This is a genomic window from Candidatus Phytoplasma sp. AldY-WA1 (assembly GCF_020312115.2).
Classification (GTDB): domain Bacteria; phylum Bacillota_I; class Bacilli_A; order Acholeplasmatales; family Acholeplasmataceae; genus Phytoplasma; species Phytoplasma vitis.
This window is the reverse complement of record NZ_JAHRHX020000008.1, coordinates 1-16,260: the sequence shown is the minus strand read 5'-3', so window position 1 is coordinate 16,260 and position 16,260 is coordinate 1. Positions and strand designations below refer to the sequence as shown.

General features: G+C 22.8%; 17 protein-coding genes and 4 tRNA genes. 4 read left to right on the top strand and 17 right to left on the bottom strand.

All coding sequences use genetic code 11. The features are described from left to right. Window positions 1-36: 36 nt before the first annotated feature. The gene (locus KTO59_RS01350; protein WP_284928272.1) at window positions 37-711 is read left to right on the top strand and encodes a hypothetical protein; all 675 of its coding nucleotides are present in this window, start codon (window positions 37-39) and stop codon (window positions 709-711) included. 394 nt (window positions 712-1,105) lie between these two features. Here KTO59_RS01350 and KTO59_RS01345 read toward each other — a convergent pair. From KTO59_RS01345 to KTO59_RS01330, 4 genes are all read right to left on the bottom strand, one after another. Next, window positions 1,106-1,180, bottom strand: a tRNA-Trp gene (locus KTO59_RS01345). A 16-nt stretch (window positions 1,181-1,196) separates the two neighbouring features. Next, window positions 1,197-1,279: transfer RNA gene (locus tag KTO59_RS01340), tRNA-Leu, on the bottom strand. Window positions 1,280-1,324: 45 nt separating this feature from the next. Continuing rightward, window positions 1,325-1,399: transfer RNA gene (locus KTO59_RS01335), tRNA-Gln, on the bottom strand. 46 nt (window positions 1,400-1,445) lie between these two features. After that, window positions 1,446-1,521, bottom strand: a tRNA-His gene (locus KTO59_RS01330). A gap of 325 nt (window positions 1,522-1,846) precedes the next feature. Here KTO59_RS01330 and KTO59_RS01325 point away from each other — a divergent pair. Further along, window positions 1,847-2,269 (top strand): Hsp20/alpha crystallin family protein, encoded by a 423-nt coding sequence (locus tag KTO59_RS01325; protein WP_225696296.1) that lies wholly within the window; start codon window positions 1,847-1,849, stop codon window positions 2,267-2,269. A 73-nt stretch (window positions 2,270-2,342) separates the two neighbouring features. On the opposite strand, the gene KTO59_RS01320 is transcribed toward KTO59_RS01325, so the two are convergent. Further along, a complete protein-coding gene (locus tag KTO59_RS01320; RefSeq protein WP_284928271.1) occupies window positions 2,343-3,107 on the bottom strand; it encodes a hypothetical protein in 765 nt (254 codons plus the stop codon). Between the two features lie 242 nt (window positions 3,108-3,349). Here KTO59_RS01320 and mscL point away from each other — a divergent pair, with 242 nt between their 5' ends. After that, window positions 3,350-3,796: a large conductance mechanosensitive channel protein MscL gene (gene mscL, locus KTO59_RS01315; RefSeq protein ID WP_284928270.1), complete on the top strand. Its 447-nt coding sequence runs from the start codon at window positions 3,350-3,352 to the stop codon at window positions 3,794-3,796. Window positions 3,797-3,842: 46 nt separating this feature from the next. On the opposite strand, the gene KTO59_RS01310 is transcribed toward mscL, so the two are convergent. The 4 genes from KTO59_RS01310 to KTO59_RS01295 all read right to left on the bottom strand — a co-directional run bounded on the left by KTO59_RS01310 (window position 3,843) and on the right by KTO59_RS01295 (window position 7,150). Further along, window positions 3,843-4,712, bottom strand: a complete 870-nt coding sequence (locus tag KTO59_RS01310) for a DegV family protein (RefSeq protein WP_284928269.1) — start codon at window positions 4,710-4,712, stop codon at window positions 3,843-3,845. Between the two features lie 45 nt (window positions 4,713-4,757). Beyond that, entirely contained in the window at window positions 4,758-5,513 is a 756-nt protein-coding gene (locus KTO59_RS01305) for a diadenylate cyclase (protein ID WP_225696292.1), read from the bottom strand. A 447-nt stretch (window positions 5,514-5,960) separates the two neighbouring features. Beyond that, a complete protein-coding gene (rpsD, locus tag KTO59_RS01300; RefSeq protein ID WP_284928268.1) occupies window positions 5,961-6,560 on the bottom strand; it encodes a 30S ribosomal protein S4 in 600 nt (199 codons plus the stop codon). A gap of 395 nt (window positions 6,561-6,955) precedes the next feature. Beyond that, window positions 6,956-7,150: a hypothetical protein gene (locus KTO59_RS01295; protein WP_284928267.1), complete on the bottom strand. Its 195-nt coding sequence runs from the start codon at window positions 7,148-7,150 to the stop codon at window positions 6,956-6,958. A 710-nt stretch (window positions 7,151-7,860) separates the two neighbouring features. On the opposite strand from KTO59_RS01295, the gene KTO59_RS01290 reads away from it, so the two are divergent. After that, complete coding sequence (locus tag KTO59_RS01290) at window positions 7,861-8,637, top strand: hypothetical protein (RefSeq protein ID WP_284928266.1); 777 nt, start codon at window positions 7,861-7,863, stop codon at window positions 8,635-8,637. A gap of 74 nt (window positions 8,638-8,711) precedes the next feature. Here KTO59_RS01290 and KTO59_RS01285 read toward each other — a convergent pair whose 3' ends face one another. The 8 genes from KTO59_RS01285 to KTO59_RS01250 all read right to left on the bottom strand — a co-directional run bounded on the left by KTO59_RS01285 (window position 8,712) and on the right by KTO59_RS01250 (window position 15,985). Further along, on the bottom strand, window positions 8,712-9,293 hold the full coding sequence (locus tag KTO59_RS01285) for a DUF2963 domain-containing protein (RefSeq protein ID WP_284928265.1): 582 nt from the start codon (window positions 9,291-9,293) through the stop codon (window positions 8,712-8,714). A gap of 149 nt (window positions 9,294-9,442) precedes the next feature. Next, on the bottom strand, window positions 9,443-10,093 hold the full coding sequence (locus KTO59_RS01280; protein ID WP_284928264.1) for a YqaJ viral recombinase family nuclease: 651 nt from the start codon (window positions 10,091-10,093) through the stop codon (window positions 9,443-9,445). A gap of 198 nt (window positions 10,094-10,291) precedes the next feature. Further along, window positions 10,292-10,711, bottom strand: coding sequence for a hypothetical protein (locus tag KTO59_RS01275; RefSeq protein WP_284928263.1), 420 nt, complete (start codon window positions 10,709-10,711; stop codon window positions 10,292-10,294). After that, on the bottom strand, window positions 10,708-11,088 hold the full coding sequence (locus tag KTO59_RS01270) for a hypothetical protein (RefSeq protein WP_284928262.1): 381 nt from the start codon (window positions 11,086-11,088) through the stop codon (window positions 10,708-10,710). Before KTO59_RS01270 ends, KTO59_RS01275 begins: the two co-directional genes overlap by 4 nt. Then, a complete protein-coding gene (locus KTO59_RS01265) occupies window positions 11,081-11,287 on the bottom strand; it encodes a hypothetical protein (RefSeq protein ID WP_284928261.1) in 207 nt (68 codons plus the stop codon). Before KTO59_RS01265 ends, KTO59_RS01270 begins: the two co-directional genes overlap by 8 nt. Then, on the bottom strand, window positions 11,280-11,438 hold the full coding sequence (locus tag KTO59_RS01260; RefSeq protein ID WP_284928260.1) for a hypothetical protein: 159 nt from the start codon (window positions 11,436-11,438) through the stop codon (window positions 11,280-11,282). Before KTO59_RS01260 ends, KTO59_RS01265 begins: the two co-directional genes overlap by 8 nt. Window positions 11,439-11,587: 149 nt before the next feature. Beyond that, window positions 11,588-15,064: a hypothetical protein gene (locus tag KTO59_RS01255; protein WP_284928258.1), complete on the bottom strand. Its 3,477-nt coding sequence runs from the start codon at window positions 15,062-15,064 to the stop codon at window positions 11,588-11,590. A 147-nt stretch (window positions 15,065-15,211) separates the two neighbouring features. Further along, window positions 15,212-15,985 (bottom strand): hypothetical protein, encoded by a 774-nt coding sequence (locus KTO59_RS01250; protein WP_284928257.1) that lies wholly within the window; start codon window positions 15,983-15,985, stop codon window positions 15,212-15,214. Window positions 15,986-16,260: the final 275 nt, after the last annotated feature.

Genomic DNA, 16,260 nt, shown 5'->3' with positions numbered 1-16,260 from the left:
TGAAATAAATAAAATAGGTAGGTAATTTAATATATTATGGCAAAGGCAAATGATATTTCATCTCAAAAAAAATCAAGAGTTTTATTAATAATAGTTTTAATAATTATATTATTTTTGTTAAGTTTGTTTATTTGGAAAATATTAAGCGATGAAAAAACGACAGAAAAAGAAGAAAAAAATACAACTCAAATTTTTTCGGAAACGGAAAATAATAATCCTCAGGTAAACGAAAAACAACAAAAAAATCAAGAATCTTACGATAAAGCACCTAATGAAACGGATTTTTTTCGAAAAATTATTTTAGATTCTGAAACGAAAAAATGTTTTTATAAAATCTTAAATTTAAATGCCAAATTAGAAGAAGATTTTAAAATGAATACAAAAGATATTTTAGATTTACTTAAAGATAAATCAATTGTTTTTGATTTAAAAAATACAGAATTAAAACCGAATTCGCATATTAATTTATTTCAAGAAACATCATTATCAAAAGGATCGGGAACAGAACAAAATTTATATGATTTTAAAGATAAACCAAATTTAAAATTAAAAATTAATAAAAAGAAAAGTCTTTGGGGTGAGAAAACATATATTCAGGCACAATTATTATCTAATTCGGAGATATTATTATTAAATGATTTTCTCGATACAGATAACCCAAAAATTAATTTAGTAACTACAAATTTAATATTGTATAAAGATAAAGTTTAAAAAAATAAAAAAATGATTTTTATCATTTTTTTTATTTTTTTATTATAATATATCGATTTAAAAGAAAAATTATTTTTTTATTTTTCGATTTTTTTAAATCATTTCAGATAAATTCATAAATTTTTTTGATATTTTAATTTTAAAAAAAATATTGTGTTTGAATTATTTTTATATAACAAAAATACATTAAAATACATTATATAATAGCTAAATTTAACAAAATTAAGAATATGATCAGACAAATTCATCTTTAATAGAATTTTTATTGGAATTTTAAATGTATTCAATTATTATTATATTTAAATTTAATTATCAAATAATAAAAGAGTTATTTAGACAATAACTCTTTTATTTTGCTTATTTTTTTACTTATTTTAATAAATTATTTCATGAATGGCAGGGATATCAGGATTCGAACCCGAACAAGCGGTTTTGGAGACCGTTATGCTGCCGTTGACATCATATCCCTCTTTGAAAAATAATAATGGTACGGGTGACAGGACTTGAACCTGCACGCTAAAAGCGCTAGATCCTAAGTCTAGTGCGTCTGCCATTCCGCCACACCCGCTCTTTATAAAAAAAATTATTTATAATTTAATTATAATTTAAAATTTGGCAGGCCCAGCTGGATTCGAACCAACGAATGACGGAGTCAAAGTCCGTTGCCTTACCACTTGGCTATGAGCCTTTAATATTAATAAAATATATTTATATAAAATTAATAATTAAATAATTGGGGCGGTTGATGGGAATCGAACCCACGCATAGCGGCGCCACAAGCCACGGCGTTAACCACTTCGCCACAACCGCCATTATATTATTAAAAATAATAAATTATATACTATACATTATATATTATATATAACTATATTTTAATTTTATAAATTAATTGTAGCATTTTTTTAACGAAATACAACAATTATTATTATACATTATTTTGGACTATTATCAAAATTAAAATTTTTTTATATATAAAAAAATTATTAAAATTTTTAAAAAAAATGATATAATTAAATTGCACTTATTTGAGAATTAATTTTTTTGAGTTATTTTATTCGATAATAAGTTTTTTTTATGAATAAAATTTATACAAAAAAACAAAAATTAATATATTTATCGAGAGGAGATAGTTAAAATGTCTGTCGTTGAATTAATTAATAGAAATCAAGATTTATTAGAAAATTTATTTGAAGATTTTAAAAATGATTCTTTCTTTAATAATTATAACTTTTTGATGAAATCTGATATTAAAGAATATAATGATCACTATGTTTTAATAACTGAAATTCCTGGTTTCAAAAAAGAAGAAATTAAAATTTCTTTAGAAAATGGTTATTTAATTTTAGAAGCTTTTCCTTCAAAAAAAGAGGAAACAAAAAAAGATTTTAATTACCTTAAAAAAGAAAGAATAACTGGTATAATTAGACGTAGTTTTAATCTAGGAGAAAATTTTAATATTAAAGATATTCAAGGTCATTTAGAAAATGGTTTATTAATTTTAAAAATTAATAAAAAAATAGAAGAAACGAAACCTAAAGAATATTTAGAATTGAAATAATTTAAAAAAATAAAAAATCAAATATTTTAACAATATTTGATTTTTTTTTGGATTAGAAATAAATTGAAATTAGTTAGTTTAATTTTTTATTTTCTCTTTTTTGTTTGTCTATTAAAAAATTTTTCACAAAATTTATATCTTTAGGATTTATATATAAAACATTTTTGTCAGAATCGTAATAAGATTTATCATTCATCATTTTATTTAACATTAATAATTGAACATTTTCAAAATCTGAAATTTTTTCGAATATTTTATTTAAACTTTCTGGAATTTTGTTTTTAACAAAATCATCCTCTTGTGTATAATCATCTTTTTCTGAAAAATTATCATCAGAATTTTTATAAAATTGTTTTCTTCTATTTTTTTCTATAAATTCTTTATTTTGTATTCTTTGCATTTCTTTTTCTAACAAAAAGATTTTTTGTTCTAATTTATGTATTTCTAACTTTTCTTCCATTTTATTTTGATATATTTTCTGATTCATTTCTAAACGTAATAAACTATTTTCTTGATATCGATTATTATTTTCTTTTTGTTCCATTTCTAAAATTTTTAATTCAATTAAACTGAAATTTTCATTCTGCGGAGGATGATTATTATTTATTGAAATTTTAGATGGTTCAGAAGAATCATTATCTTTATTTTGTGTATTTTTTTTTGTATTTAAATTTTTTATTAAAAAATTTAAATTACATTTGAAAATAAAAAATAACATTTGACATGATTTTATTATTAAAAATAAAATAGGTCCAATTGATAGAAGAAATATTATAGTAAATAATATAACATGTCCTTTTATGTAATTTATAATTGTTGCCCACTGTATGTCAAACAATATTAACACTTCTCCTTTTTATATATATCAAATAATTTAAATTATTTGATAAAAAAATAGTTTATATTTTTCAATTATTTTTTAAATTTTATTATTAATAATAAAAAATGACATTCTATAAAAAAATACAATATACACTACAATTATAACATATAAATAAATTATGATAAATTTATCATAATTTATTTAAATAAAAAATATTTTTTTTTTAAAAAAAATTAAAAAAGGTATGGATTAATAAAATGAATTTTGAAAATATAAAAAAATTTAGAACTGGTTTCAAAGAATTTATAATTAAAGGAGATATTATTAAATTAATTGTTGCTTTTATTATGGGACAATTATTTACTAAAGTTATTAGTTCTTTGTCGACAGATATCATAATGCCGCCTATAAATTTATTGTTAAATCGACATTCTATTAGAGATTGGAAAATAAATTTAAATAGTAATATTTCAATTAATTATGGTAATTTTATTCAAAATTTATTTGAATTTTTTGTAGTTTCTTTTGTGATATATACAATATTAATTTATATTTATCAACAAATTATAAAAAAAAATGATTCCAGCACACAATCAAATTTACAAAAAACAGAAATATATGCGACAAAAGAATTATTAGAATTAGAAAAAGAAAAAATACAAATTTTAAAAGAAATTCAAAAAAAATTAAGTGAAAAAAAATAATTTTTTTATTTTTTTTCACTTAATTTAAAAAACATTAAATATTTATTTATATTAAAACATTTAGATAAAATCCGAAACCCTTAGTTCCTAAATGAATAGCAATTATTGGAGAAATAGGTCCATAAATAGAAACTTTTATATTAGGATCATTTAATTTTTCGATCTCTTTTTTTAATTCTTGCATATAAACATCATCTTCGACATATAACATTTTAACTTCGACAGATTTAGCGGTAAAATTTTTAAAATTCAAGATGCATTTTATTAAATAAAGAAAACAATTTTTCCAAATTCGAACATTTTTTTCAATAGTGATAATTCCTTGTTGAAATTTTAAAATAGGTTTTATTTTTAATAAACTTCCAAGAAGAAATTTAAATTTACTAATTCTTTTGCTAATAACTAATTGTTTTAGATTATCTAAAGAGAAATAAAAACTACCTAATTTTGATTCTTCGGCAACTTTATTAAAAATTTCTTTATAACTTAAATGAGTATTATATACATATTCATAAATTTTATTTAGAGTGAAAACAAATCCTGGCCCAAGACTTTCTGTATCAATAACTGTAATATTTTCATTATTTACTATTTGTTTAGCTTTATAAGCGCTATTAAAAGTACCACTTAATTTTTGAGATATTGTTAAACATACTACATGTTCATAACCTGCATTTAATTGTTTTTCAAAAGCTTGTACAAATAATTGTGGACTCGGTTGACTTGTAGTAATTTGTCTTTTTTGTTTCAAACAATCTAAAAAAAATTTATTATCTGATTTTCCTGAATATTCTTTGCCATCTAAAATAATAGATAAAGGGACGATACAAATATCAGATGAAAAGTGTAAATTTATATTATCTCCTATAGTAGAATCTATTACAAAACCTATTTTTTTGTTTTTTTTTATACTCATATTATATAAAACTCCTTTATTGCTATAACAAAAAATATAAAAAAATTAAATTATGAAAGTAATTAAATATTCTTTTATTTGATTAGCGTCTTTCATTTGTAACATGATACCCTCTAAAGCAATTGAAATTTTACCAGTTTCTTCTGAAACTACAATAGTCATACTATCAGTATTTTCACTGATACCTAAAGCAGCACGATGTCTAGAACCTGTTGTTTTTTGAAAATATTGACCCTCAGATAACATAAAATAAGCGCCAGCGGATAAAATCTTGTTTCCTCTAATTATAACTGCTCCGTCATGTAATGGAGTATTAGGGATAAAAATATTCATTAATAATTCTTTAGAAATATTAGCATCAATTAAAATTGATTTTTTAGCAAATTGTTCTAAAGAATTGTGTTTTTCAATAGTAATTAAAGCTCCTATTTTTTTTTCAGACATTTCTAAAATGGCTTCCAAAATTTGTTCTTGTGTATTACGATTAACTAGGATGAATTTTTTATTTTTATGTCGCCATTTATATAAATTATTAAAAAAATTTCTTAAATTAGGAGCTCTAATAATAATAGGAGATAATAAAATAAAATTTATTAAAGGGCCTTTGATATCGTAATTTATCAATTTTTCCAAAAAATTACATAATCCAGACCTAATCAAAAAAATAAATAAAATGATTCCAAATACAAAAAAGTAAATAATTTTCAAAAATTCATTTTTATCAATAAAAACAATTCTAAAAGAAATATAAATTAAAAATAAACATAAAAAGAATAAAATAATAAGTTGAATCCAATTCATATTCCTAAATTCCTTTTTTAGAATTGTTTCGTATTTTCATATTTTTAAATAAATATATAATAAATATAATAATGATAAATAGATTTAAAAATAAAATTATAATAAAAAAATTTATTCGCGATTATAATAAATGAAAATTAATTTGAAATTTAAAATAAAATATTTTTTGAATGAAATAAAAAAAATAATTATATTAACAAAATAAAATATTGTATATTATTTTATTTTTTTAATATAATTATTTATTCTTAAATTAAAATTTAAAAATAAATAATTATAATTAAAAAAAGAATAAATTATTTAATAATATTGTACTAATTTATTTCTATTTTTAATAATAATTAAGATTATTAAAAATAGAAATTTTAAAAAAATTAATATTTTTTTAAATAAAGATATTAAAATTATTAATTTTTTTAAAATTATACAAAAAAATATTAATAATTTTTATTTAGTATAATATTCGACAATTAATTGTTCATTAATATCTACTAAAAATTCATTTCTTCTTGGGTATCTAACATATTTACCAGTTAAACTTTTTTCATCTAAACAAATATATTCAAATTTTTTATTAGATTTGTTGTTTAAAGCAAAATTAATAATTTTCAAATTTTTAGATTTTTCTTTAACAGAAATTTGTTGTCCAGGTTTTACACAATAAGAACAAATATCTACTTTTTGAGAATCTACTAAAATATGACCATGTGAAATCAATTGTTTAGATTGCGCTCTTGTTTTAGATAAATTTAAACGATAAACAATATTATCTAAACGTGATTCTAACGAAATTAAAAAATTTTCGCCATGAGCTCCTTTTAATTTAGCAGAATTATAAAAAAATCTTTTGAATTGTTTTTCTGAAATACCATAGACAAAACGAACTTTTTGTTTTTCTTTTAATTGAATACTAAAATTACCTTTATCTTTTTTTTTTCTATTTTTAATTAAACTATTACTTTTCGTTACTAATTCTTTTCCTGTTTCAGATAAAGAATATTCAAGACGACGTGAAATTTTCCAACTTGGATTTGTATAACGAGACATTTTTAAATAAAACCCCTTACTTAAAATTTATATAAACTATTTATGAGTGATAATTATGAGTGATAATATACCATAGTAAAAAATAAACATTAATAAAAAATATTTCATTTTAATAATTAATAATATATTATATTAAATTCAATTTTAATATTTAAAAAAATATTTATTATGGTCATCTTTTATATTATAAAATAAAAAAAACTAGAATCAATAAATTTTTACATTAATTATCGTAAATATTCAAAATTATTAATTTCGAACATAAAATAAAATAATTAAAAAAACAGCATCTACTTATTATTATATAATATAAAATTTCGATGTAATAAATAATTTAATAATTTCGTTTATGAAATTATTAAATTATTTTTGTGATATATAAATAAAATTTTATTTTATTTTTTTAATTTACATTTTTTTAATTCTTTTTTAACTAAATGATTTACTTTACCATTTACAAAAAGAATATTATTATTTCTTTTAAGGTGTGTTTTTTTACTACAATTTTTTAAAATAATAATTTTTAAATCTTTAATATTAGTTTTTTTAAGAATTCTTCTAATTTTATTTTCTTTTTCTTGTCTTTTCATTTTAATATAAGTTTCATTAATTTAAATAATTTATTTTTTTTAAATATAAATTTAATTCGAAATTAAAAATGTTTAATTTTTAAATATTAATATTATTAATTAAAAAATTTTACTTTATATTATTATTTTAAATCAAAAATATAATTTTAATGTAAATATATGTAAATAAAAATTTATGAATTGAATTTTTTTAAATAATCTATGATATTTCGTAGAATTAATGATTCTAATTTTTAGCTAATTTTAAAATAAAAAAATAAAAATAAAATATAAGGAAACAATTCTATCATAAAAAAATCAATTAAGATGTTTTTTAACAAATTAAAACTAAAATTATAAAAAGATATCAAATAAAAATTTATAAAAAAATGAATAATTAAAACATTGCAAAGAATCTTTTTATAGAGTTTTTTTATTTAACAAAATAAATCAAATGAGAAACTAAAAATGAATCAAGATTAATCTCATTTATTATCTAAAATTTTTATTTTTGTAATATTAAACTATTTCATTTATTATTTAATCAAATTTTATTTTTTTAACTTTAAAAATAAGTATTAACCGATTAAAACAAAAACGTTAAATCAACATCCTTGAAATAATTATGGTAAATAAATAAAAAATTTTATTAAAAATTAAAAACTGTAAAAATATATAATAAGAATATATTCAATTTCATAATTATTTTTATTAAAAAGGAAATGAAATTTATGAATAATAATTTTTTCAAAAAACATTTAGTAGTTATTATTATCTCTTTTTTTTTAATAGCTACTATTTGGTTTTATAAAGTCAAAAATACAAAATCGTTACCACCTTCTCATTTAGAACCAAAATCTCAAAACGCAATCATATCGCCTGAAGAAGAAAAAAAAGATAAAATATATGAAATAAAAAACTCAGAAGTTATTAACAAAAAACAAAATGAAATAGAAAACAAATTACTTAAAGAAAAAATAAGAATCCAACTCCCTGATTCTCTTGACCCTAATGAAGCTATTAGCAAATATAAAAGAGATAATAATTTATATAATTACGACGGGAAATATATAAAAAATAAAACGAAAGAAGAAGATAAAATTTATTGCATGGAATTCTCTTATTCTTGGCTCTCGATATTAAACGCTTTCGAAACCGAAAATAAAATTTATTATATCATTTGTACAGAGTTCAAACCTAAAGCAGATTTGCTTATGAATTATATAAATAAAATGTGCGATTGGGCTAAACAATGTTGCATTCGAAAGGGTTTTTCATATTCAGATAAAGATATAAGAAATAAATTTGGCCGTTCATCAAGAGATATTTACGATGAAGAAGGCAATATAAAAAGATATTATTATGAAACTGGTTGGATTATTGATGATTGGTATATTAATGGCGTGGAATGTAAAGGCGATTATAATTCTTTTAGTCATTATTATGATATTACAAAACCACCTGAAAAACCTAAAGAATTAGATTTAAAAATAACTTTTAACTATTAATTTAAATATGAAGATATTCCAAAGGTAATTTAATTATTGGTTTCGTTATTAAAAATGAATTTATTTACAAAAATTTATAACAGTGCGATTTTAACTAAATTTCCATTTTTGTTATATTCATAAATTCTATCAACAGTTTTATCGTTGAGACGGTAGATTGTATTTTTAACTAATGTTTCATTTTTGTTGTAGTTGTTAATGTGCCAAATAGTTTGGCCATCAGGATAATATTGTGTTACTTTAATTAATTTTTCGTTTTCGTTGAATTCTTCAATGTACCAAATAGTGGTTCTGTTGGGGTTATATTTTATATGTTTAAATAATTTGCCGTGTTCGTTGTATTCTTTAATAAAATCAATATTTTCATCGAAGTAATATTTTACGATGTTTTTAATGATTTCATTTGTGTAATATTTTGTTTTTTTAACTAATTTTTCATCTTTATTGTATTCTTCAATTTTTATAATAGTTATGCCGTCGGAGTAATATTTTGTTTTTTTAACTAATTTTCCTTCGTCGTTGTATTCTTTGGTTTTTCTAACGGTTTTACTGTCAGAGTTATAACTTGTTTTTTTAATTAATTGATTGTTTGAGTTATATTCCTCAACAATTTTGTATCCATATTCGTTAATGTATTGTTTTTTTGTCGTTTTCATAATTAGTTTCTTCTTTCTTTTATTTAATTTATTTTTTTAATTTAGTTTGTTTTTTTAATGGCTGGGCGTTTTTTTTTTTTTTTTATATGCCTTTGCGTTTTTTTGTTATTGTGGTTAAAATAAAAAAAGACTCACTTAAGTGAGTCTTTTTAATGTTGTTCTTTGTAAAATTTTGATAATTTTTTTACTAAAGATGTGTTATTTAATTCGGTTCTAGCTTCGTTTAATAGTTGTAAATACTCTCGGCTCATTTGGATCATTTTTTTGAAGTAGGTTGGATTTGGTTTGACACGAACAACGTGAAAATCAGTATCGTTGAAGTATACTAGGAAATAGGCAAATTGAGCTTCAGAACAATAAAGTTGACACTGAATTTGTGCCCAGTAGTATTTGGGAATACTTGCTTCTGTTTTCAATTGGAGAAATTGAGTCCAAGTGGATGACGGTGAGTTATCTTCTTTTAAATAGGGACATTTTATTTCTAGAACGATTTTGTGTGTTTCGTTGTAACCGTCTAATGATGCTGAAAAGATTTTTTCTTTGTCATCGGTGAAAATGGTGTCGGTGAAATTAAGTTTAGTTTTGTTAATAAAAAATTGGCGAGCGATGGGTTCCATCTTGACACCATGTTCTGTATATTTGTTTGATGAAAAAGTAGTTCCGAAAAGTTTGTCGTGGATGAGTTGGTGTACTGATCTGAATGGGTCTAATTTAGTGATGCTGGCGATTTCGGAGGCGTTGATGTAGTTACGGCGGTGTTGGTACCATGCTTTGGTACGTTGATTTAACGTTATTTGCATGTTATTGTTTTGTCCTTTCTGGTGACGTTGGGTTGTAGATTAATATTGTTTTTTTGTTATTTTAAAATTAAGGAATTATAATTTAATATTATTTTTTTAATAAAAGAATCATATTCAATAATGATTTTTTTAGTTGTAATAAAACTAAAATATTCATAGTTTTCATTAATTTGTACTTTATTCGTACAAAGTAAGTCGTTATAAGTTAAAAAAAAGATAAGTTATTTTTTGATTGAATTTATCATATGCTAAAATAATTGTATTTGTAATTCGTGAGTTATAGCATTCAATTTGTTTATTAAGTTCATTTGGAAAATTTTTAGCACGAAATAATTGAATTATTTTTGGTCTATTTTTAATTAAATTAGTTGTTTTTAGTTGAAAAAAAACGTCATTGATTATAAAATCAACTCTTCTGTTAGTTCTATTTTCAATTTCCTGTGGTTCGGTTATTAAATTTTTAAAATATTTATTTAAATGTTTAAAAACTAATTCTTCAATTAATTTTCCAAAATTTCCCCCATTTTTTATTTTTTTTACATCAATTGTTTTAAAAAAGTCTTTTGTGAAATTGTCTGATGTTAAAATGCTGCGGATGGTTTTTTCAATGTTTTTCATTGTTCATTCCTTTCTGGTGACGTTGGGTTGTTTGAGTCTTGTTTGATTTCTTCTGTACGAAGATAAATTAATTCATTTTTCTTTGTTTTTTGAAAAAAGATCTTTTTGTCGTTTTCGATGAAATAAAAGATTTTAGGTTTGAAAAGATTTTTAAACCAATTAATAATGATTGAAATTGTTAAAAATATAGCTTGCAAAATTTTAAAAATAACGCTCATTAAAATATCAAATATATATAAAATTGGTGGGCAAAGAAGAATACAATAAAAAACTAAGAAAAAAATTCCTAATTCATTGCTATTATTTTTATGAAAAGAAACAATAGCGTACCAAAACTTAACAATTAGATCCCATAGATATGAAAAAGGGTTAATCATTTAATTTGGTATCTTTGTTTTTTTGGTCTAAAAAATTGATAATCATTGGTAATTTGATAGCAAAAAAACCTTTTTTAAGTTGGTTGATGAGCCATTTATAATATTTCCAATGTAAAATAAAAATGAATATTATTGCAGTGTAAATAGCGATAAAAAAATATTTAATAATAGTCATTATGGTAGATATTTTATCAGTCATGGTATTGTTCTCCTTTTTTATGAATTGATTCTATATTTCTTATTTTTTGATTTGATTTTGTATTTTCTATTTTTTTATTTTTCATAGTTTGGTTCCTTTTTGGAATTGATATTTTTTTTATATTTTTATTAATTAAAAATTGAATTATCATAATTATTTTCCTTTCTAGTAAAACGATTTTATGTCGTTTTTTTTATAAAAAAAAGACGCCGATTGGTGTCTTTTTGGTTGATTATTTTATTGTTCCGTCAAGAGTGATATTTGTTAATTTTATAAGATTTTTATAGTATTTTTATTTTATCACCAGCCAAATAAAGAAAATATTGTTTTTGGTGGTGATATTGAAATTTCTTTTTGATGACATTTGATTCTGTATAAGTAATTATAGTTTGAGTCAGTAGATCGAACCCAACAGTTGCCCCAATCTTTATCGTTGTAGGTGATTGTGCCTTGAACGTTGTTTTTAATCCATTCTTCGGTTGAATATCGCATGTTATAAACTGCGCCAAGGTTGATTATTTCTTCTCTTTCTTCTTTTTCTTTTTCACGACATTTGATTATGTATATGTATTTATAGTTTGGGTTGATTGATTCGACAGTACAGTTACCCCAGTTTTTGTCGTTGAAGGCGATCATTCCTTGAACGTTGTTTTTAATCCATTCTTCGGTTGCGGTTTGCATGTTGTTAACTGGGCCGAGGTCTATTGTTTCAGTTTTTTCATTTAAATGACATTTGATTGTGTATATGTATTTATAGTTTATATCAGTAAATTTGACAGTACAGTTACCCCAGTTTTTGTCATTATAATAGATTTCACCTTGAATGTTGTTTTTAATCCATTCTTCAGTTGTGGTTTGCATGTTATTAACTGGGCCGAGGTTTATTATTTCGGTTTTTTCTTGTTTTAAATGGCATTTGATTTTGTATAAATAATTATTTTTTGTGTCAGTAGATCGAACATAACAATTACCCCAGTCTCTGTCGTTGCTGGTGATTTCACCTTGAACGTTGTTTTTAATCCATTCTTCAGTTACAGTTTGCATTTCTTGTTTGTTATTAACTGGGTTGAGAACTTTTTCAATAGTTTTTTCTTCTTTTAAACGGCATTTGATTATGTATATGTATTTATAGTTTGTGTCTGTGGATTTGGCAGTACAATTACCCCAGTTTTCGTCGTTCCATTTGTTATAACCTGGCATGCTGTTATTAATATATTCTTCGGTTTTGGTTTGCATTTCTTGTTTGTTGTTGACTGGGTCAAGGTATATTATTTTTTCGATTGTTTCTTTTAAACGGCATTTGATTTTGTATAAGTATTTATAATTTGAGTCAGAGGAAAGAACATAATAGTTATCCCATCTTTCTTCATACCATTTATTTCTAATGATTTCACCTTTAACATTATTTTTAATCCATTCATCAATTGTGACTTGCACGTCGTCGACTGGGCCGAGGTCTATTGGTATATTTTTTGTTTCTTTTTCACGACATGTGATTATATAAATATATTTATAGTTTGAATCAGAAGATTTGACAGTACGTTTACCCCAACGTACATCGTCGAAGGTGATTGTTCCTTGAATGTTATTTTTAACCCATTCACTGACTGTTTTCTCTTCATTATCAACTAAACCAAGGTCTATTGGTATAAGTTTTGTTTCTTTTTCACGACATTTGATTATATATTTGTAATAACGGGTATAAATATAACAGTTACCCCAGTCTTTGTCGTTATAGGAGTTTACGTTTTGAAGGTTGTTTTTAATCCATTCTTCGGTTGCGATTTGTTTGTCGTCGACTAGGCCGAGGTCGTGAGTTATAATTTCTCTTTCATGGCATTTGATTATGTATTTGTAATAATAATAATCACTTTCAGTGGATTCGACAGTACAGTTGCCCCAGTTTTCATCATTACTGGTGATTTTACCTTGAACGTTGTTTTTAATCCATTCTTCGGTTGCGATTTGCATTTCTTGTTTACTATTGACTGGGCCGAGGTCGTGAGTTATAATTTTTCTTTCATGGCATTTGATTGTGTATGTGTAATTATTGTATGTGTCTGAGGATGTGGCAGTGCAGTAACCCCATTTTTTGTCGTTCCATTTGTTATAACCTGGCATGCTGTTATTAATATATTCTTCGGTTTTGGTTTGCATTTCTTGTTTGTTGTTGACTACACCGAGATCTATGAACAGGTCTATGTTACGTTTTAAAATAAATTTGAAATTATATGTGTAATCAGAATATGCGTCAGTGGAACGAATAACAAATTCCCAATCTTTTCCATAGTAAGATATGTCTCGAACGTTGTCATTAATCCATTGTACGGATGGGTCTTTTTGATCATAATTATAGTTTGAATTAATGAGGTGAAAAGGACAAGAATTATAATCATTATTTGCAATAATTGTGCCTTGAACATTGTTTTTAATAAACCAAATTAAAGTTTCTATATTATTCAATATACCAAGATCTATTGTTTTTTTGATTTCAAAATTGAAAAGATAAATATTTTTTGCACCGTTGGCGTGTTTGAGTAAGGTATTAGTTCCATCATAGTTAGTAAAAACACGTACTCCGTCATCAAAATATACAGTTTTAGCATATGAATCGTTATATAATTTTAATGGAATATTAATTGCCCCGTTAAAGACTGCGTTGTAACAACCTAATTTGATGTCTCTATCATTAGTTTTAATGGTTTCAGTCAAATATTTTTGAAATGTTGGGTTTTTGTTGATAAAATTAATTAATAGGCGTGAAGGATGAGTTGAACTAACGTCACAACTGAATTTCATTTCTATTTTGTCAAAATTACAATGATATTCATTATATGAAATTGTTATAGTATTGCCGTTGTGATCGGTTTGGTATATTTTGTCCAAACATTTATTAAAATTTATATAATAAACATCTGTTTCATCAATTTTGGTTTTTTCAGCTTCAAATATTTGTGTATTTTTAATTGCATCATTTTCTTTATCTTCATAATTTTCAATATCACTTCTATATGGTTTGATTTCTACTTGGAATGGTTGAAGAGCGAAATATTTAAAAAAAAGTAGACATTTTTGTGCATCTGTTTCATTTAAACCTAATTTATTACATACAGCTAATGTTTTTTTATCTTTTTTAATTTCACATTGATCTAACCAATCTTGATAAGGTTTAATTAAATTATTTAAATATTTTTTAATTTTTATTTCTTTAGGTGTGTTAATATCGTAATTTAAATATTCTAAATAATCTGGATCATTTAAATTAATGTAGTGTAATCCGACGTTCGGGTCAATTGGGGCTTTGCTGATGTCCCAAAAGACGTAAGCTTTTTCGATGGTGATTTTGTGGGTTAATAAATCATCGAGAGTGTATTCGTTGTGACTATAAGGATATGTTGTTTTAAATGGATTAGATCGAGGTTGAAAATATATACCTAATAATCCATCTTTCGGGTCTTTTAAATTCCAAGATAAATGTTTGTTAAAACTGGAGTTGTAATTTGAATTAATATCGTCAATTATAATATCATCAATACCTAATAATTTCATAATCTTTGGAATGTCATCACGTGACTCAACGTTGATGTTTTGGATAAATAATTTTGGTTGTGTGGTAAGCCATTTGTCTTTAAGTTCTTGGGTTGTATACATTTTAATGGTGTGAGTCTTTTTTTGATAAAAATAATTTGCTATTTTAGCGTAAATATAACAATAAGTGAAAAATAAAAATATAATTAAGAAAAAATAATAAATAAATTTTAAATAACGTTTTGTCATGTAATGACCTCCTTTCTTGGAATTTAGGTTTTAAGGTTGTTACATTTATTGTTTTTGAATTGTTTTTTTAATGCTTGGCGTTTTTTTATATAATAAAAAAACCACTATTTTTAAAAAATAGTGGTTTAATTTAAAAGTTTTTGGTTGTTAATTAATGATTTGGTAAATTTTGTTGAGTTCATTAATTGCAGTTTTTTCGTTATTACTTTTTAATGTTTTAAAATTTTTAACTAATTGTTGTTTAGAATCTTCAGCATTTTTTAACATGTTATCATAATGTTTTTCATTTTCGTCTTTAATTTCTTTTTTTGTATAAATTGTTCGTTGAATAAGTTTCACACGTTGATCTTTTACTTGGTTAATTTTTGTTTGTAATTGTTTACGTGTTTCTATATCTTGTGTTTTAGATAATTCGTCTTCTTTTCGTTCTATTTCTCCGTTACATCCTTTTATTGCGTCTTCTTCAGCATGAAGTTTTATATTTAAATCATTTATATTTTTTAGTTTGTCTTGAATTTCAATAATAATTTTTTCATACTCAGCAAGTTCTAATTGACTGTTTTGTATTGTTGATTTAATCGGTGTTCTTATTTCTTCGATTTTAGTTTTTTCAGTTGAATTTAAATTTTTTGGTAATAATTTGTCATCTAATGATAAAATGTAATTTTTAATTTCATCAAATCTAGCTTGTGAAATAGGTATTTTGGATTCTGTTACAGGTTTTGGTGTTTCAACTGGTTGTGGTTTTTCAATTGGTGTTGGTTCAATTTTTTGAATTTCGTCGTCATCTTCTTCAATAGTGTCTATTGGTTCGTTTGTTGAATTTGGTGTTGTTGGTTTAAATTTGTTATAACAATACCAACCAATACCAATTAAAGTTATTAAAATAATAAATGTTATAATTATTTGTTTTGAGTTCATGATTTTTTTCTCTTCTTTCTTTTAATATTTATATTAAAATTATAAATTAAATTATAAAAATTAATGCTTTGTAGTTTTTATTTTTTTTGTTTTTTTTATAATTTAGTTTATTTTTTTAATTTTCTTTGCATTTGTCTTTTTTTTGTGTTGCTGGGGTTGGGGAATTGTTATGGCGCAACTGGGTTTTTGAAAAACCCTGGTTGCGTAAATGGGGTTTGTTTTTTTTTGGTTTGCCTTGCTTTTTGTGTTTTTGTGTTGTTGTTTTGTATTGAAAG